Origin of the sequence: Rathayibacter tritici, assembly GCF_001641005.1 — a bacterium.
Taxonomy (GTDB): Bacteria; Actinomycetota; Actinomycetes; order Actinomycetales; family Microbacteriaceae; genus Rathayibacter; species Rathayibacter tritici.
The window spans coordinates 1,279,744-1,297,812 of the sequence record NZ_CP015515.1; the positions used below are offsets into that span (position 1 = coordinate 1,279,744).

Below are 18,069 nucleotides of genomic sequence, written 5' to 3' on the forward strand. Positions count from 1 at the left end.
TCCGCGCGGCTCGGGGGCGCACTCCGGCCCAGCGTTTACACTGATCCGGCGCACCGAGCAAGGCACCTTCCGCCCGCCGTGTCCCACCCGAAAGCGAGAGCCCCGTGATCAAGCCCGACCTCGGCATCACCGTCCCCGACGAGCTCGGCTCGGTCCACTTCATCGGCATCGGCGGCTCCGGGATGAGCGGGATCGCGCGCCTGTTCCAGCACGCCGGCCACCGGGTCACCGGCTCGGACGTGCGTGAGTCGCACCCGATCGAGCAGCTGCGCGAACTCGGGGTCCCGGTCGCCATCGGGCATGACGCGGCCACTCTGGGCGACGCCGAAGCGGTCGTGGTCACCTCGGCGCTCTGGCCTGACAACCCCGAGTACCTGCTCGCGAAGGAGCGCGGCCTGCCCGTCCTGCACCGCTCGCAGGCGCTCGCCTGGCTGGTGCGCGGCAAGCGCCTGGTCGCGGTCGCCGGCGCGCACGGCAAGACCACCTCGACCGGGATGATCGTGACGGGCCTGCTCGGCGTCGACGCCGACCCGAGCTTCGTTAACGGCGGGATCATCGAGAGCCTCGGTACCTCCTCCGCCGCCGGAGCCGGCGAGGTCTTCGTGGTCGAGGCGGACGAGTCCGATGGCAGCTTCCTCCTCTACGACCCCGCGGTCGCGCTCATCACGAACGTCGACCCGGACCACCTCGACCACTACGGCTCGCTCGAGGCCTTCGAGGAGGCTTTCGTCACCTTCGCGTCCTCCGCGAGCGAACTGGTCGTCCTCTCCTCCGACGACCCGGGCGCCGTCCGCGTCGCCGAGCGGATCGTCGACCGCCGGGTGGTGACCTTCGGCGAGGACGTGGGAGCGGACGTCCGCGTCGTCGATCTCGAGCTGGTGGGTCCGGTCGGCTTCTCGCTCGAGTACCAGGGGCGCCGCTACTCCGCCCGCCTGCGCATCCCCGGTCGGCACAACGCGATCAACGCGGCCGGTGCCTTCGCGGTGCTGGTGGGGCTGGGCTTCGACCCGGCGGCCTCGCTCGAGGCCGTGGCGGCGTTCGGAGGAACGGAGCGCCGCTTCGAGCTGCACGGCGCGGTCCGCGGCGTCAGCGTGTACGACGACTACGCCCACCATCCCACCGAGGTCGCGGCCGCTCTTTCCGCCGCGCGTACGGTGGTCGGTGCGGGCCGCATCATCGCAGTGCACCAGCCGCACCTGTACAGCCGCACTCGCCTCTTCGCCCGCGAGTTCGCCGAGACGCTGGAGCGCTACGCCGACGAGACGGTCGTTCTCGACGTCTACGGTGCGCGCGAGGACCCGGAGCCCGGAGTCACCGGCGCGCTGGTCAGCGAGAAGTTCGCCGATCCGTCCCGCGTCTCGTTCGTGCCGGACTGGGCGGAGGCGGCCCGCCGCACCGCCGAGATCGCGCGCGAGGGCGACTTCGTCATCACGCTCGGTTGCGGCGATGTCTACCGGATCATCCCGCAGGTGCTCGAGTCGCTCGGCGCGAGCGAGGCCGCGCCGGTCGCTCGATGACCGCAGCTCACACGCCCGCCGCGGAGGAGCTGCTGTGAGGCGGCCCGACGGCGCCCGTGCACCCTTGCCCGGCCGCGGCGACGGAGCGCGTACCGCGGAGCCGGACACCGAGCCGGTCCACGTCGTCTCCTCGGTCCGCGTGGACCCCACGCGCTCCGAGCAGGAGCCTTCGCGTCTGGACGCCGCCCGCCGCACCCTCGCCGGCCTCAGGCTGCCGGGCGCCGAGCGCCGCGCCGTCTCGCGGGCCGCTCGGGAGCGGAGGCGCTACGAGCGCGGTGAGGTCCGCCGCTTCACCAAGCGCGCTCGTCGGCGGCGCCTGATCGCTCTCGTCGTCGCCGGGTCGCTGGTCGCTCTAGCGGCGGTGGTCGGTGTCGCCGCGTACTCGCCGCTGATGGCGGTACGCACGATCGAGATCACGGGCACCCAGCGTGTTGATGCTGCCGCCATGCAGAGCGCGCTCGACGATCAGCTCGGTGTGCCGCTCACCCTCGTCGACCGCGACGAGGTCGGCCGGGTGCTGGGGGCGTCGCCGCTCATCCAGAGCTACTCGGTGCAGACCCGGCCGCCGAGTACCCTCGTCGTCTCGATCATCGAGCGCTCCCCGCTCGGCGTGATCGCGAAGGGCGGCCGGTTCGAGCTCGTCGATGCGGCAGGAGTGGTCATCGAATCGGCGGACGCGGCGCAGCCGGGCTATCCGGTCCTCACCACCCCATCAGGTGACGCGTCCGGAGCGGGCTTCCGCGCCACCGCGCGTGTGCTGCGCGCACTGCCCGCCTCGCTCGCCGCGCAGGTCACGGCCGCCACGGCCACGACCGGTGACGATGTCGCGCTCACCCTGCAGAACGGCGCGTCCGTGGTGTGGGGCGGCTCCGACGAGTCGGCGCTCAAGGCCGTCGTGCTCGAGAAGCTGATGGCCGCAACCGATCCGGCCGCCGTCGGCAGCTACGACGTGTCCTCGCCCGAAGCCGCGGTCGTCGCGCCCCGATCTTAAGGTCCGGCGGATCCGCGCGTTCTTTCGGGCGTTGCTGGCGTGTCTGCTGGGAGCGCGACCGGACTCCGCCTACCGTCAGAGCCGAACCCCAAATGCATACTCAGCATAACTTTAAGCCTCAACTACAGGTTTAAGGTTCAGCCCGGAGGCCGGAGACGTGACTTCAAACCAGAACTACCTCGCCGTGATCAAGGTCGTCGGCATCGGCGGTGGCGGCGTCAACGCCGTCAACCGCATGATCGAGCTCGGCCTGCGCGGTGTCGAATTCATCGCGATCAATACGGACGCTCAAGCGCTCCTGCTCAGCGACGCCGACGTCAAGCTCGACGTCGGACGTGAGCTGACCCGCGGTCTCGGCGCAGGTGCCGACCCCGAGGTCGGCCGCCGTGCCGCCGAGGACCACGCCGAGGAGATCGAGGAGGTCCTCGCCGGGGCCGACATGGTCTTCGTCACCGCGGGCGAGGGCGGCGGAACCGGCACCGGAGGCGCGCCCGTCGTCGCGCGCATCGCCAAGTCGATCGGCGCGCTGACCATCGGCGTCGTGACCAAGCCCTTCGGCTTCGAGGGCCGCCGCCGCCAGACCCAGGCCGAGGCCGGCGTCGCGACGCTCAAGAACGAGGTCGACACCCTCATTGTCGTCCCGAACGATCGCCTCCTCGAGATCAGCGACCGCGGGATCTCGATGCTGGAGGCGTTCGCGACGGCCGACCAGGTACTGCTCGCCGGTGTCCAGGGCATCACCGACCTGATCACCACCCCCGGCCTGATCAACCTCGACTTCGCCGACGTGAAGTCGGTCATGCAGGGCGCAGGTTCGGCGCTGATGGGCATCGGCTCCTCGCGCGGTGCCGATCGGGCGATCAAGGCGGCCGAGCTGGCCGTCGCCTCCCCGCTGCTCGAGGCCAGTATCGACGGCGCGCACGGCGTGCTGCTCTCGATCCAGGGCGGGTCGAACCTCGGCATCTTCGAGATCAACGATGCGGCCCGCCTCGTTCAGGAGGCGGTGCACGCCGAGGCGAACATCATCTTCGGCGCGGTGATCGACGACACGCTCGGTGACGAGGTGCGCGTGACCGTCATCGCCGCGGGCTTCGACGGCGGCGAGCCGGGCGGGACCGCTCCGGCCGCGATCGCCCAGCCGCGCCAGCAGCAGAGTTCCGCGGCCGAGCCGACCGCCGAGCCGGCTCCCGTTCCGGCTCCCGCCGCGCCGCCCGCTGCCGGTTCGATCTGGTCGAGCACCCCTGTCGCCGCTCCGGCCCCTGTCGCCGACCCGTCCTTCGACGAGGACGACAGCGACCTCGACATCCCGGACTTCCTCAAGTAACCGTGGCTGATCCGGAGCTGGCCGCGCGCTGGGCCGAGGTCTCCGAGCGGGTCGCCGACGCGGCCCGCTCGGTCGGTCGCGAGGCTTCCTCGGTGACGACCATTGTGGTGACCAAGTTCCACCCGGTCTCCGTGCTGCGCGACCTCCTCGAGCTGGGTGTCGTCGACTTCGGCGAGAACAGGCACCAGGAGGCTCAGGAGAAGTCGGTCGACCTCGCGGGTAGCGCGGCGCGCTGGCACTTCCTCGGGCAGCTCCAGAGCAAGAAGGCCCGGCAGGTCCGCCGCTATGCGAGCGCGGTCCACTCCGTCGACCGGCTCGCACTCGTCCCGCTGCTCGACACCGGCGAGGAGCCGCTCGACGTCTTCCTGCAGGTCAACCTCACCGAGGATCCGGACCGCGGGGGAGCGGCCCCGGCCGAGATCGAGCCCCTCGCCGAAGCCCTCGCGCAGGCTCCCGGGCTGACCCTGCGCGGAGTGATGGCGGTCGCTCCGCTGGGCGAGGAGCCCCGTCCCGCCTTCGCCCGGCTGCGTGCGACCTCGGAGCGGCTGCGCTCCATCGACCCCGCCGCGACAGCGATCTCGGCGGGGATGTCGCACGACTTTGCCGAGGCGATCGCCGAGGGTGCGACACACCTGCGAATCGGGACGGCAATCACCGGAGAACGCCCCGCCCGCACCTAACCTCGTGATGACCCACCTGTGGGAGCACACACAACACGGAGGACACCATGGCCAACCCGCTGAAGAAGACGATGGTCTACCTCGGACTCGCCGATGAAGAGGTCGAGTACGAGCGCGCAGAGCCCGTCGAGGCGGCCCCGGCGACGGCCCACCGCGCACCGGTCTCCCCGGTGCAGCCCGTCCCGCCCGTCGAGCCGGTGCAGCAGCCGCGCGCGACGGTCACCCCGCTCCGCAAGCCCACCCCCCAGACCCCGAAGGCGACGGCACACGCCGAGATGAACGAGATCCTCACCGTCCACCCGAAGCAGTACCGTGACGCGCAGGTCATCGCGGAGAACTTCCGCGACGGCATCCCCGTGATCATCAACCTCTCGCAGATGAGCGATGCGGACGCCCGCCGCCTCATCGACTTCGCGAGCGGACTCTCGCAGGGGCTCTACGGCCGTATCGAGCGGGTGACGAGCAAGGTGTTCCTGCTCTCCCCGTCGCACATCACCGTCGCCGGCGACTCCGCCTCGGCCGAGAGCGACGCCGACGCGTCGTTCTTTGCGAAGTCTTGACCTCGGGGAGCCCTGGCCCCCGGTGAACTCCGTCGTCTCGCTCCTCGGGAGCGTCCTCTACTTCGTGCTCCTGCTCTACTTCTTCGCGATGTGGGCGCGGTTCGTGCTCGACCTCGTCCGCGTCATCCGTCGCGACTGGCGCCCGCGCGGTGCCGGCCTCGTCGCCGCGGAGGGCGTCTACACGGTCACTGACCCCCCGATCGGCTTTTTTCGCCGGTTGATCAAGCCGGTCTCGATCGGCCCGATCGCCCTCGACTTCGGCTGGAGTCTCACCATGCTCTGCGTCATCGTGGGCATGTACATCGCGACGTGGCTACAGCGAGCCTAGACGTCCCTGTATCGTTGACACGTCGTATCGTTGACGCGTCGTATCGTTGGCACGTCCGGACGTTCCCCGCGGTGTCAGCACTGCGCCGTGCGCCTGAAGTTGCTAGCTTTAGTCGCGCGTTGTTAGACGTGTACCTACTTGAAATCGAAGGTGGAAAGCCATGGCGCTCACTCCCGAAGACGTTGTCAATAAGCGGTTCCAGCCGACCAAGTTCCGCGAGGGATACGACCAGGACGAGGTCGACGACTTCCTCGACGAGGTCGTCGTGGAGCTTCGCCGCCTGAACCAGGAGAACGAGGAACTGCGTCAGCGCCTCTCCTCCGGCGACAGCCGCCCCTCGGATGCCCGCGTCTCCGACGCCCCGCGCGAGAGCACTCCTGCTCCTGCCCCGGTCGTCGACGAGGCGCCCGAGCCGGAGCCGCAGCCCGAGCCGGAGCCCACCCCGGCTCCCGCTCCGGTCACCGCTCCGAGCGGTGCCCAGCAGTCAGCCCCGGTCGATGAGGCCGAGAGTTCCAGCGGGCTTCTCCAGCTGGCTCGCCGCCTGCACGAGGAGCACGTACGTGAGGGTGCCGAGAAGCGCGACGCCCTGGTCGCCGAGGGTCGTGCGACCGCCGCGCGTCTGGTCGCCGAGGCAGAGGCCGCACAGCGCCAGCAGATTGCGAAGCTCGAGGAGGAGCGGGCAACCGTCGAACACCGCATCGACGAGCTCCGCACCTTCGAGCGCGAGTACCGCCAGAAGCTCAAGAGCTACATCGAGGGTCAGCTTCGCGACCTCGACACCCAGCCGGCGACGTCGGAGTCCTCGCTGTCGGGCTTTGGGGCGTAGTTCCGCCGCAGCGCACGTCAGGCCGAGGGTGCTCGTCACCCTCGGCCTCGTCGCGCTCGCGGTCTTCGCGATCGATCAGATCGCGAAATTCCTGGTCACGACGACTCTGACCCTCGGCGAGGACGTTCACGTTCTCGGTGACGTGCTGATCCTGCACTACGTGAAAAATCCGGGTGCGGCCTTCTCTCTGGCGAGCGGATCGACGTGGATCTTCTCGATCATCGCGGCCTGCGTCGTCATCGCGGTCATCTGGTTCTCTCGCCGCATCCGGTCCACTCCGTGGGCGGTCTTCTTCGGACTGCTGCTCGGCGGCACGCTCGGCAACCTCTTCGACCGGCTGTTCCGGGAGCCCTCCTTCGGGCTCGGACACGTCGTCGACTTCCTCTTCACGCCGTGGCTGCTCCCGGCGATCTACAACGTCGCCGACGTCGCGATCTGCACGGCGATGGCCCTGTTCGTTCTGCTGAGCCTGCGCGGCATCGGGCTCGACGGCAGCCGCGGCGGACGCTGATGGTGCAGTCCCGAGAGCTGCCGGTCCCGGACGGGCTCGACGGCCTGCGCGTCGATGCGGCCGTCGCCAAGTTGCTCGGCTTCTCGCGCACCTTCGCGGCTGAGGTGGCCGAGGCCGGCGGAGTGAGCGTCGATGGCCGGGTCCTCGACAAGAGCGACCGCGTGCGCTCCGGCGCCTGGCTGAGCGTCGAGTGGACCGCGCGCGAGGAGCCTCGGATCGTGCCGATCGCAGTCCCCGACCTCGGCATCGTGCACGACGACGACGACATCGTCGTGATCGACAAGCCGGTCGGGGTCGCTGCGCACCCCGCCGTGGGCTGGGAGGGGCCGACGGTGCTCGGCGCCCTCGCCGCTGCCGGTTTCCGGATCTCGACCTCCGGAGCGGCGGAGCGGGCCGGCATCGTGCACCGCCTCGACGCCGGAACGAGCGGCCTCATGGTCGTCGCGAAGTCGGAGCAGGCCTACACCCACCTCAAGCGCGCGTTCCACGACCGCACGGTCGAGAAGGTGTACCACGCGGTCGTGCAGGGCCATCCGGATCCGCTCGCGGGCACCATCGACGCTCCGCTCGGCCGCCACCCGTCCTCGGACTGGAAGTTCGCGGTCCGCGCCGACGGCAAGCCCTCGGTCACTCACTACGAGACGATCGAGGCCTTCCCGTTCGCCTCCCTCCTCGAGATCCACCTCGAGACCGGTCGCACCCACCAGATCCGCGTGCACATGGCCGCACAGCGCCACCCGTGCGTCGGCGACGCGATGTACGGAGCCGATCCGACCCTCTCGAAGCGCCTCGGCCTCTCCCGCCAGTGGCTCGACGCGGTCCGGCTCGGATTCACGCACCCGGGCACGGGGGAGTGGGTGCAGTTCGAGGCCGCCTACCCCGACGACCTCGCGCACGCCCTGGAGGTACTCCGCGGAGAGTGATCCGCGCCCTCCGGGCGGGAGCCGCGTCCGGCGCGGTTAGACTTCTTCCCGTCGTGCCCACGGGCCCTCCCGGGTCGCCGGCCGTCCCTCCCCTGCCCGCAGTCCGCCGGAGGCGCATCCTTGCCGAGTAACGATTCCTTCGTCCACCTGCACGTGCACAGTGAGTACTCGATGCTCGACGGTGCCGCGCGGGTGAAGCCGCTGATCGATGCGGCGGTCGAGGAGGGCATGCCGGCGATCGCCGTGACCGACCACGGGAACGTGTTCGGAGCCTTCGACTTCTGGCGCACCGCGACGGCGGCGGGGATCAAGCCCATCATCGGCACCGAGGCGTACCTCACTCCGGGCACGCACCGCTCCGACAAGACGCGGATCCGCTGGGGCGACGGGGGCGGCGATGACGTGTCCGGCTCCGGCGCCTATACACACATGACGCTGCTCAGCTCGACCACGACGGGCATGCACAACCTCTTCCGCCTCTCCTCGCGCGCCTCGATCGAGGGCTACTACTTCAAACCGCGGATGGACCGCGAGATCCTCTCGCAGTACTCCGAGGGGCTGATCGGCACGACCGGCTGCCCGAGCGGTGAGGTGCAGACCCGCCTCCGCCTGGGGCAGTACAAGGAGGCGCGGCAGGCGGCCGCCGACTACCGCGACATCTTCGGCGCAGAGAACTTCTTCGCCGAGATCATGGACCACGGTCTCGACATCGAGCGGCGGGTCATCGGCGACGTCATCCGGCTCGCCAAGGATGTGGGCCTCCCGCTCGTCGCCACTAACGACCTGCACTACACCCACGCGCACGACGCGACGTCGCACGCCGCGCTGCTCTGCGTGCAGTCCGGCACAACGCTCGATGACCCCAAGCGTTTCAAGTTCGACGCGGACGAGTTCTACCTCAAGTCGCCGCGCGAGATGCGCCAGGTCTTCCGCGACCACCCCGAGGCCTGCGACAACACACTCCTCATCGCCGAGCGCTGCGACGTGCAGTTCGACACGTCCGCCAACTACATGCCCCGCTTCCCGGTCCCCGAGGGCGAGACCGAGGACACCTGGTTCGTGAAAGAGGTCGAGGCCGGACTGCGCGAGCGCTACCCGGACGGTGTCTCGGAGGAGGTGCGCGCTCGCGCCGACTACGAGACGCAGGTCATCCTGCAGATGGGCTTCCCCGGTTACTTCCTCGTCGTCGCCGACTTCATCAACTGGTCCAAGCGCAACGGGATAAGGGTCGGCCCCGGCCGCGGTTCCGGCGCGGGGTCGATGGCCGCCTACGCGATGAAGATCACCGACCTCGATCCGCTGCGCCACGGCCTGATCTTCGAGCGGTTCCTCAACCCGGACCGCGTCTCGATGCCCGACTTCGACGTCGACTTCGACGACCGTCGCCGCGGCGAGGTCATCCGGTATGTCACCGACAAGTACGGTGACGAGCGCGTCGCCCAGATCGTCACCTACGGCACGATCAAGGCGAAGCAGGCACTCAAAGATGCCTCACGAGTCCTCGGCTTCCCGTTCGGGATGGGCGAGAAGCTGACAAAGGCGATGCCGCCCGCGATCATGGGCAAGGACATCCCGCTCAGCGGAATCAACGACCCCGCACACGCCCGCTACAAGGAGGCGCTCGACGTCCGCACTGTGATCGCCGAGGATCCGCAGGCCAAGCTGGTCTTCGACACCGCGCTCGGACTCGAGAACCTCAAGCGCCAGTGGGGCGTGCACGCGGCCGGCGTCATCATGTCCAGCGATCCGCTGCTCGACATCATCCCGATCATGAAGCGGGAGCAGGACGGTCAGATCGTCACGCAGTTCGACTACCCCGCGTGCGAATCCCTCGGCCTGATCAAGATGGACTTCCTGGGGCTGCGGAACCTCACGATCATCGACGACGCCCTCGACAACATCCGTGCGAACCGCAAGCAGGATCTCGTGCTGGAGGACCTCGAACTCGACGACCCGGCGGCCTACGAGCTGCTGGCCCGCGGAGACACCCTCGGCGTGTTCCAGCTCGACGGCGGACCGATGCGCGGGCTGCTGCGCCTGATGAAACCGGACAACTTCGAGGACATCTCCGCGGTCCTCGCGCTCTACCGCCCGGGACCGATGGGCGCCGACTCCCACACCAACTACGCGCTGCGCAAGAACGGCGTGCAGCAGATCACCCCGATCCACCCCGAGCTCGAGGAGCCGCTCTCGGAGGTGCTCGGTGGGACGTACGGCCTGATCGTGTACCAGGAGCAGGTCATGTCGATCGCGCAGAAGCTCGCGGGCTTCACCCTCGCGCAGGCCGACCTGCTGCGGCGCGCGATGGGCAAGAAGAAGAAGTCCGAGCTCGACAAGCAGTTCGAGGGCTTCTCCGGCGGCATGATCGCCAACGGCTACTCGATGGAGGCCGTCAAGACCCTCTGGGACATCCTCCTGCCCTTCTCCGACTACGCCTTCAACAAGGCGCACTCGGCGGCGTACGGAGTGGTGTCCTACTGGACCGCCTACCTCAAGGCCCACTACCCCGCTGAGTACATGGCCGCGCTGCTCACCAGCGTCGGCGACTCCAAGGACAAGATGGCCGCCTACCTCAACGAGTGCCGGCGGATGGGGATCAAGGTGCTTCCGCCGGACGTCAACGAGTCGATCGGCTTCTTCACCGCGGTCGGCACCGACATCCGCTTCGGTCTCGGCGCCGTCCGCAACGTCGGAACGAACGTGGTCGAGGGGATCCGCGCCGCACGCGAGGAGAAGGGGCGATTCGAGACGTTCCACGACTTCCTCCGCAAGGTGCCGCTCCAGGTGGCGAACAAGCGCACCATCGAATCGCTGATCAAAGCCGGAGCCTTCGATTCGCTCGGCTCGACTCGCCGCGCCCTCGTCGAGGTGCACGAGGATGCCGTCGAGGCCGCCGTCGGGGAGAAGCGCAACGAGGCCAACGGCCAGGTCGGCTTCGACTTCGACAGCCTCTGGGACGAGCCGCAGGCCGCGATCCAGGTGCCCGAGCGTCCGGAATGGGCCAAGCGGGACAAGCTCGCCTTCGAACGCGACATGCTCGGCCTGTACGTGTCCGACCATCCGCTCGCCGGGCTCGAGACCGAGCTCGCCAAGCACTACAGCACGACTATCGCCGACCTGCTGATCTCGGAGACGATCGCCGACGGCGAGACCGTGGTCGTCGCTGGCCTCGTCACGAGCGTCCAACACCGGATGGCCAAAGCCTCCGGCAACCAGTACGGGATGATCCAGGTCGAGGACTTCGGCGGCGAGATCACCTGCATGTTCATGGGGAAGGCGTACCAGGAGTTCGCCCCCGCGCTCACCAACGACTCCATCGTCGTTGTCCGTGGCCGCGTCAGCATGCGCGACGACGGGATGAACCTGCACGCGTTCAGCCTCTTCGCCCCCGAGATGAGCCAGGACGGCGACTCCGGGCCGCTCACCGTCTCGATGCCCGAGCCGCGCGCGACCACCGACACGATCTCGCAGCTCAGCGACGTACTCATCCGCCACTCGGGTCGGACCGAGGTCCGCCTGAAGCTCATCAAGGGCGACACCGCGCGCGTCTTCGAGGTGCCGTTCCCGGTGCGGATCACGCCGGACCTGTTCGGGGAGCTGAAGAGCCTGCTGGGGCCGAACTGTCTGTACTGACTTCCGAGCCGGTCCCTGCCCGGCTCGGCGCGGTTGGCTGGGGAGGGTGTCGGGGTTGTGTGGAGCGGAGTGCGTGCGGCGACGGCGATCCGCTGGGACGCGGATCGGCGGTTCGCCTTGGGCGTGGTGAGCCGGTCCCTGCCCGGCTCGGCGCGGTTGGCTGGGGAGGGTGGCGGGGTTGTGTGGAGCGGGGTGCGTGCGGCGACGGCGATCCGCTGGGACGCGGATCGGCGGTTCGCCTTGGGCGTGGCGGCGAAGGGGTGGCTGCGGGATGGGCGTTGCGCGGCCGGGCCTGGTGGTCGAGGCGCAGCGGGGGCGAGGGAGCCGGGGAGGGCGGCGCGTAGACTGGGGCGGCCATGATCCAGACCCTCGACCTCCGCGGCCGTCGTCCCTCCGCCGCCGAGCTCCTCGACCTCGTACCCCGCAATCCGGGTACCTCCGCGGCCGTCGGGCCCGTGGTCACCGAGCTGATCGCCGACGTCCGCGCGCGCGGTGCCGACGCGCTGCTCGATCAGTCGGAGCGGCTGGACGGCGTGCGCCCCCCGCACCTCCGCGTGCCCGCCGAGCAGATCGCGCAGGCCGTGGACCGCCTCGACCCGGCTATCCGCCGCGCTCTCGAGGAGGCGATCGCCCGTGTCCGTCGCGCCAGCGCCGCGCAGATCCCGCCGGCCCGCACGACTGAGCTCGACGACGGCGCCACCGTCACCCAGCGCTGGCAGCCCGTCGCTCGCGCCGGCCTCTACGTCCCCGGCGGCAAAGCGGTCTACCCCTCGAGCGTCGTGATGAACGCGGTGCCCGCCCAGGCCGCCGGTGTCGCCTCCATCGCCCTGGTCTCGCCGCCGCAGAAGGCATTCGGCGGCTCCGTGCACCCCACGATCCTCGCGGCTGCCGCGCTGCTGGGCATCGACGAGGTCTACGCGCTCGGAGGCGCGGGCGCAGTCGCCGCGCTGGCCTACGGTGTCGACTCGATCGGCCTCGATCCCGTCAGCATCATCACCGGCCCGGGCAATATTTGGGTCACCACGGCGAAGCGCCAGGTGCTCGGCCAGGTCGGCATCGACTCCGAGGCCGGCCCAACGGAGATTCTCGTCATCGCCGACGACTCCGCCGACCCGCGCCTGGTCGCTGCCGACCTGGTCAGTCAGGCCGAGCACGACGAGGCCGCGTCGGCGGTCCTGGTGACGGACAGCGCCAACCTCGCCGCAGCCGTGCAGCGCGAGGTCGCCGAGCAGGCGGCAGGCACCCAGCACGCCGAGCGGGTCGCGATCGCGCTCGGCGGCCCGCAGTCGGCGCTCGTGATCGTCGACGACCTCGACCTCGCCTGCGCATTCAGTGACGCCTACGGCCCCGAACACCTCGAGCTGCACACGGTCGACCCGGTCGCGATGGCGGAGCGGATCCACGACGCCGGCGCGATCTTCCTCGGCCCCACCACTCCGGTCAGCCTGGGCGACTACCTCGCCGGATCCAACCACGTGCTGCCCACGCTCGGGCAGGCGCGTTTCTCTTCGGGGCTCGGCGCCTATACGTTCCTCCGCCCGCAGCAGCTGATCTCGTACGACCGCGCAGCGCTCGAGCGGGTCGCCCCGCATATCCGCGCTCTCAGCGACGCCGAGGCCCTACCCGCTCACGGGGACGCCGTCGACGCCCGCTTCGCCTGAGACCGAGAGGCCCTCGATGTTCTGCCCCTTCTGCCGGCACCCCGACTCCCGCGTGATCGACTCCCGCACGAGCGACGACGGTCTCTCCATCCGTCGCCGCCGCCAATGCCCGTCCTGCGGCCGTCGCTTCTCAACCACCGAGACCGCGAGCCTCGTTGTGATCAAGCGCAGCGGAGTCGTGGAGCCATTCAGCCGCGAGAAGATCGTCAGCGGCGTCCGGAAGGCTTGCCAGGGACGTCCCGTCACCGACTCCGATCTGGCGGTGCTCGCGCAGCGGGTGGAGGAGAGCATCCGCTCGACCGGTGCCTCCCAGATCGACGCCAACGACATTGGCCTCGCCATTCTGCCGCCGCTGCGCGAGCTCGACGAGGTGGCCTACCTCCGCTTCGCCAGCGTGTACCAGGCGTTCGACTCGCTCGATGACTTCGAGTCGGCGATCACGCAGCTTCGCGCCGAACGCAGCTCCGTGCCGAACCGCGCCGACGAGATCTGAGGCCCGCGTGTACCCGCTGTTGTTCCGCACCCTCCTGCGTCGCCTCGACCCCGAGCAGGCGCACCACCTCAGCTTCCCGGTGATCAGGGCTCTTGGCGGCGTCGCCCCGGCGTTGCGGCGCCTGACCGTGCCGCGGGGCACCCCGTCGGTCGAGGCGCTCGGACTCCGCTTCGAGACGCCCTTCGGAGTCGCCGCTGGCTTCGACAAGGACGCCACCGCGGTCCTGGGCCTCGGCGCGCTGGGGTTCGGGCACGTCGAGGTGGGGACGCTGACCGCTCGGGAGCAGCCGGGCAACGCTCGGCCGCGCCTGTTTCGTCTGATCGCCGATCGGGCCGTCATCAACCGGATGGGCTTCAACAATCACGGCGCGCAGGCCGCGGCGAAGCGCCTCGTCCGCCTGCGCAGCGCACGCCGCCGACCGGTGATCGGTGTGAACATCGGCAAGAGCCGAGTGGTCGAGGTGGACGATGCGGTCGAGGACTACCTGATCAGCACCCGGCTCCTCGCGCCGCTTGCCGACTACCTTGTCGTGAACGTGAGCTCGCCGAACACCCCCGGCTTGCGCGGCCTGCAGAAGATCGACCGCCTCGAGCCCCTGCTCGCCGCGGTCAAGGACGCCGCCGACGCGACGCCCCTGCTGGTCAAGATCGCCCCCGACCTCTCCGACGACGAGGTCCGCCGCGTTGCCGAGCTCGCGGTCCGGCTGGGCTTAGACGGCATCATTGCGACCAATACGACGCTCTCGCGCGAAGGCCTCGTCGCCGACCGGTCCGTGGTCGAGGCGGCCGGAGTCGGCGGCCTCTCCGGGGCTCCGCTAGCGGCCCGGTCACTCGAGGTGCTGCGCGTGATCCGCGCCGTCGTCCCCGCGGGGTTCTGCGTGATCTCGGTCGGTGGGATCGAGACGGCCGCAGACGTGCGGCAGCGTCTCGCCGCCGGCGCCACCCTCGTCCAGGGCTACACCGCCTTCATCTACCGCGGACCCCTCTGGGCCCGGGCGATCAACCGGGGACTGGCCCGCGACTCCTGAGCCGCCCTGCTGTCGGCCCTCGGCGTTCCCGCCCGATTACTCGGGGAAGGCGCCGCGCTTGACCTGCGGCTTGGGCAGGCGCATCACGCGCAACTGGAGGGCGCGCATCGCGGCGTACCAGCGGATGCCCTTCTCGACCTTGTCGGCGCCGTAGCGCTCCGCCAGCTTCCGCCGCAGACGGATGCCGAGGAGGATGCAGTCGATCACCGCGACGAGGAAGAACACCCAGAGGATGACGAGCGTCACGTACTGCAGCTCGGGCTGCGGGAAGAAGCTCAGCAGGAGGACCACGACCATCACCGGGATGAGGAACTCACCGAGGCTGAAGCGCGCGTCCACCCAGTCGCGGACGAACCTGCGCTGGGGGCCCTTGTCACGCAGCGGTAGGTAGCGCTGGTCGCCGGCGGCGAGTCCGAGGCGAGCCTGCTCACGGGAGACCGCGGCCTTCTCGCGGGCGTCGCGCGCGGCCTGCTTGCGGTCGGTGACGACCAGTGGACGCTTGCGGGCCAGCTCCTGCTCGCGCCGGGTCGGCGTCGGCCGCCCCTTGCCGGCGCCGGGGGAGCCGGCGTCGTCGGGCGTGTCGGTTGCAATCGGGTGCTTGGCCACGGGGAACGTCCTTGGATTCGGGGATCTCTTAAGATTACCTGCATGGCTCACGACGCTTCGACTCCGTCCGTACTCTCCTCCGATGAGGAGGCCGTCCTCGCCGCCGTCCGCGACGACCTGCCGCGCTCGCTCGCCCAGCTCGGGCAGCTGGTGCGGATCCCGTCCGTCTCGTGGGACGGCTTCGACGCCACCCGGGTGGCCGCCAGCGCCGAGGCCATCGCCGAGCTCGCGCGGGAGACCGGCGTCTTTGACGACGTCGCACTCCACAGCGCCACGATCGACGGCACCGACGTGCTCGGTCAGCCCGCGGTGCTCGCGACCCGCGCCGCCCGCAACGGGGCGCCGACCGTCCTGCTCTACGCTCACCACGACGTGCAGCCCCAGGGTGCAGAGTCGGCGTGGGAGACCCCTCCGTTCGAGCCGACCGTGCGCGGCGACCGCCTCTACGGCCGCGGCGCCGCCGACGACAAGGCCGGTGTCGTCTCGCATCTCGCCGCGGTCCGTGCGCTGCGCGAGGTCGCGGGCGAGGACTTCGAGCTCGGGCTCGTCCTCTTCATCGAGGGGGAGGAGGAGTTCGGCTCCCGCTCCTTCCCTACCTTCCTTCGCGAGCACCACAGTGCCCTCCGGGCCGACGCGATCATCGTGGCCGACAGCGATAATTGGGACGTCGACACCCCCGCGCTGACCGTGGGCCTGCGCGGTAATGTCACCTTCACCCTCACGATCAGCACCCTCGCCCACGCCTCGCACTCGGGCATGCTCGGCGGAGCGGTCCCGGACGCGATGCTCGCGGCAGTCCGCCTGCTCTCGACGCTCTGGGACGAGGACGGCTCGGTCGCGATCGCCGGTCTCACCGAGCACGACGGTACGGTCCCCGACATGACGGAGGAGGACCTGCGCCGTGACTCCGGCCTCCTCGACGGCGTCTCGCCGATCGGTACCGGCACGATCCTCTCGCGCCTGTGGTCGAAGCCGGCGGTCACCGTCACCGGGATCGACGCCCCCGCGGTCGTCGACGCGTCCAACACCCTCGTGCCGTCGGTGCGGGTGAAGATCAGCGCGCGCATCGCCCCGGGCCAGGACGCGGAGCAGGCCTCCACCGCGATCGAGCGCCACCTGCACGCCAACGCCCCGTTCGGCGCGCACCTGGCGATCGACGATGTCAGTACCGGGAACCCCTTCCTCGTCGACGCGACCGGCTGGGCGGTGGACCTGGTCAAGCGCGCGATGGCGGACGCCTGGGGCCGCGAACCGCTGGAGACCGGCATCGGCGGGAGCATCCCCTTCATCGCCGACCTGGTGCGCGAGTTCCCGACGGCGCAGATCCTGGTCACCGGAGTCGAAGACCCCGACTCGCGCGCGCACAGCCCCAACGAGTCGCTGCACCTGGGCGTCTTCAAGCGAGCCGCGCAGACCGAGGCGCTGTTCCTCCTGCGCGCGACCGCCCATCGCGACTAACCGCCGGCGAGGGAATACCCCGGTGTGCAGCCGGGTTTCAGCCGTAGAATCCCGGAAGGCACGACGACCGTTCCGCCCGTCCCCTGAGGAGTGACATGTCAGACACACTGACCGACCAGACGGCGACCCCCGTCGCCACCCAGCCGAGCACGGCCCACGGCGTCTCGATGACCCCGACCGCCGCTGCGAAGGTCAAGAGCCTGCTCGAGCAGGAGGGTCGCGACGACCTCCGCCTTCGAGTCGCCGTGCAGCCCGGCGGCTGCTCGGGCCTGATCTACCAGCTCTACTTCGACGAGCGCACTCTCGAGGGCGACGCGGCGGTCGAGTTCGAGGGCGTCGGCCTCGTCGTCGACAAGATGAGCGTGCCCTACCTCGACGGCGCCTCCATCGACTTCGAGGACACCATCCAGAAGCAGGGTTTTACGATCGACAACCCCAACGCGGGCGGTAGCTGCGCCTGCGGCGACAGCTTCCACTGACCCCGAGCGGCCCCGAGTCGGGGCCGCTCGTCCCGACTGCACCACGGGGTCAGGACGTCAAGAGCGGGTCGTCGTGCATCGGGGCGCCGGAGCGGAAGGGTAGGCTAGGGCCGGTCTAATACAGTTTCGTGTGAACTGGTCCCCAGTCTTCCGAAAGGTCACCGGTGCGCTTCAATCGCCGAATCCGCAGATGGGTCGCTGCCCCCGTCGCAGGAGCCCTCGCCCTCGTCCTCGCGGGCTGCACGCAGGAGCAGCTCCAGGGCTGGCTTCCCACTGAGCCCGGCACGACGAACCACGTGGATCGCGTCATCGGACTCTGGGTCACCTCCTGGATCGTCCTGCTCGCCGTCGGCGTCGTCACGTGGGGTCTCACCATCTGGGCGGTGGTCGTCTACCGCCGTCGCAAGGGCCAGACCGGCCTGCCGGTCCAGTTGCGGTACAACATGCCGATCGAGATCTTCTACACGATCGTGCCGCTGATTCTCGTGATCGGCTTCTTCGCCTTCACTGCGCGCGACCAGGCTGCCATCGAGGAGCCCTACGACGACCCGGACGAGACCATCCAGGTGTACGGCAAGCAGTGGGCGTGGGACTTCAACTACGTCGACGAGAACGTCTACTCGGCCGGAATCCAGGGGCAGTACCAGGAGGGCGCCGACCCAGCGGGTTCGCTCGTCGAGTCCGAGGTTCCCACGCTCTATCTGCCGGTGGGCAAGAAGATCAAAATTCAGCTCGATTCCCGCGACGTCATCCACTCGTTCTGGATCGCCGAATTCCTCTACAAAAAAGACATGATCCCCGGTAAGACGAACTACATGTACGTCACGCCGCTCAAGGAGGGGACTCAGAGCGGCAGGTGCGCTGAGTTCTGCGGCGAATACCACTCCGCGATGCTCTTCAACGTCAAGGTCGTCTCGCAGGCCGAGTACGACGACTACATCCAGTCCCTGCGCGACGCCGGCCAGACCGGTCAGCTCGGCGCGGAGTACAACCGCAATTCGAACCTTCCGGGAACCGGCGCGCCGGCCCGCGAGAACGAGGAGTAAGGGAGC

General features: G+C 69.6%; 17 protein-coding genes. 16 read left to right on the forward strand and 1 reads right to left on the reverse strand.

What is annotated here, in order from left to right; genetic code table 11:
- Positions 1-104 precede the first annotated feature (104 nt).
- From murC to A6122_RS05875, 13 genes are all read left to right on the forward strand, one after another.
- Positions 105-1,517: a UDP-N-acetylmuramate--L-alanine ligase gene (gene murC / locus A6122_RS05815; protein WP_068252642.1), complete on the forward strand. Its 1,413-nt coding sequence runs from the start codon at positions 105-107 to the stop codon at positions 1,515-1,517.
- 34 nt (positions 1,518-1,551) lie between these two features.
- On the forward strand, positions 1,552-2,508 hold the full coding sequence (locus A6122_RS05820; RefSeq protein ID WP_167542349.1) for a cell division protein FtsQ/DivIB: 957 nt from the start codon (positions 1,552-1,554) through the stop codon (positions 2,506-2,508).
- 157 nt (positions 2,509-2,665) lie between these two features.
- Positions 2,666-3,832 carry a cell division protein FtsZ gene (gene ftsZ, locus A6122_RS05825; RefSeq protein WP_068252645.1) on the forward strand — a complete coding sequence of 389 codons (1,167 nt, stop codon included), beginning with the start codon at positions 2,666-2,668 and terminating at the stop codon, positions 3,830-3,832.
- A 2-nt stretch (positions 3,833-3,834) separates the two neighbouring features.
- Positions 3,835-4,512 carry a YggS family pyridoxal phosphate-dependent enzyme gene (locus tag A6122_RS05830; protein ID WP_068252648.1) on the forward strand — a complete coding sequence of 226 codons (678 nt, stop codon included), beginning with the start codon at positions 3,835-3,837 and terminating at the stop codon, positions 4,510-4,512.
- A 47-nt stretch (positions 4,513-4,559) separates the two neighbouring features.
- Entirely contained in the window at positions 4,560-5,072 is a 513-nt protein-coding gene (locus A6122_RS05835) for a cell division protein SepF (protein ID WP_068252651.1), read from the forward strand.
- A 22-nt stretch (positions 5,073-5,094) separates the two neighbouring features.
- A complete protein-coding gene (locus tag A6122_RS05840; protein WP_068212828.1) occupies positions 5,095-5,400 on the forward strand; it encodes a YggT family protein in 306 nt (101 codons plus the stop codon).
- A 160-nt stretch (positions 5,401-5,560) separates the two neighbouring features.
- Positions 5,561-6,226, forward strand: a complete 666-nt coding sequence (locus A6122_RS05845; RefSeq protein ID WP_068252654.1) for a DivIVA domain-containing protein — start codon at positions 5,561-5,563, stop codon at positions 6,224-6,226.
- Positions 6,227-6,254: 28 nt separating this feature from the next.
- Positions 6,255-6,737: a signal peptidase II gene (gene lspA, locus A6122_RS16430; protein ID WP_068252657.1), complete on the forward strand. Its 483-nt coding sequence runs from the start codon at positions 6,255-6,257 to the stop codon at positions 6,735-6,737.
- A gap of 2 nt (positions 6,738-6,739) precedes the next feature.
- Positions 6,740-7,660 (forward strand): RluA family pseudouridine synthase, encoded by a 921-nt coding sequence (locus A6122_RS05855; protein WP_068257145.1) that lies wholly within the window; start codon positions 6,740-6,742, stop codon positions 7,658-7,660.
- A 171-nt stretch (positions 7,661-7,831) separates the two neighbouring features.
- Positions 7,832-11,293, forward strand: coding sequence for a DNA polymerase III subunit alpha (gene dnaE, locus A6122_RS05860; protein WP_068257147.1), 3,462 nt, complete (start codon positions 7,832-7,834; stop codon positions 11,291-11,293).
- A gap of 356 nt (positions 11,294-11,649) precedes the next feature.
- Positions 11,650-12,954: a histidinol dehydrogenase gene (gene hisD / locus A6122_RS05865; protein ID WP_068252660.1), complete on the forward strand. Its 1,305-nt coding sequence runs from the start codon at positions 11,650-11,652 to the stop codon at positions 12,952-12,954.
- A gap of 16 nt (positions 12,955-12,970) precedes the next feature.
- Complete coding sequence (nrdR, locus tag A6122_RS05870; protein WP_068252663.1) at positions 12,971-13,447, forward strand: transcriptional regulator NrdR; 477 nt, start codon at positions 12,971-12,973, stop codon at positions 13,445-13,447.
- 7 nt (positions 13,448-13,454) lie between these two features.
- Positions 13,455-14,474, forward strand: a complete 1,020-nt coding sequence (locus A6122_RS05875; protein ID WP_068252666.1) for a quinone-dependent dihydroorotate dehydrogenase — start codon at positions 13,455-13,457, stop codon at positions 14,472-14,474.
- 36 nt (positions 14,475-14,510) lie between these two features.
- Here A6122_RS05875 and A6122_RS05880 read toward each other — a convergent pair whose 3' ends face one another.
- Entirely contained in the window at positions 14,511-15,080 is a 570-nt protein-coding gene (locus A6122_RS05880) for a DUF3043 domain-containing protein (RefSeq protein ID WP_068252669.1), read from the reverse strand.
- Positions 15,081-15,122: 42 nt separating this feature from the next.
- Between A6122_RS05880 and A6122_RS05885 the strand changes: the two genes are divergently transcribed.
- From A6122_RS05885 to ctaC, 3 genes are all read left to right on the forward strand, one after another.
- Positions 15,123-16,538, forward strand: coding sequence for a dipeptidase (locus A6122_RS05885; RefSeq protein WP_068252671.1), 1,416 nt, complete (start codon positions 15,123-15,125; stop codon positions 16,536-16,538).
- A gap of 95 nt (positions 16,539-16,633) precedes the next feature.
- Positions 16,634-17,017 carry an iron-sulfur cluster insertion protein ErpA gene (gene erpA, locus A6122_RS05890; protein ID WP_068252673.1) on the forward strand — a complete coding sequence of 128 codons (384 nt, stop codon included), beginning with the start codon at positions 16,634-16,636 and terminating at the stop codon, positions 17,015-17,017.
- Positions 17,018-17,181: 164 nt separating this feature from the next.
- Entirely contained in the window at positions 17,182-18,063 is an 882-nt protein-coding gene (gene ctaC, locus A6122_RS05895) for an aa3-type cytochrome oxidase subunit II (RefSeq protein WP_068252676.1), read from the forward strand.
- Positions 18,064-18,069: the final 6 nt, after the last annotated feature.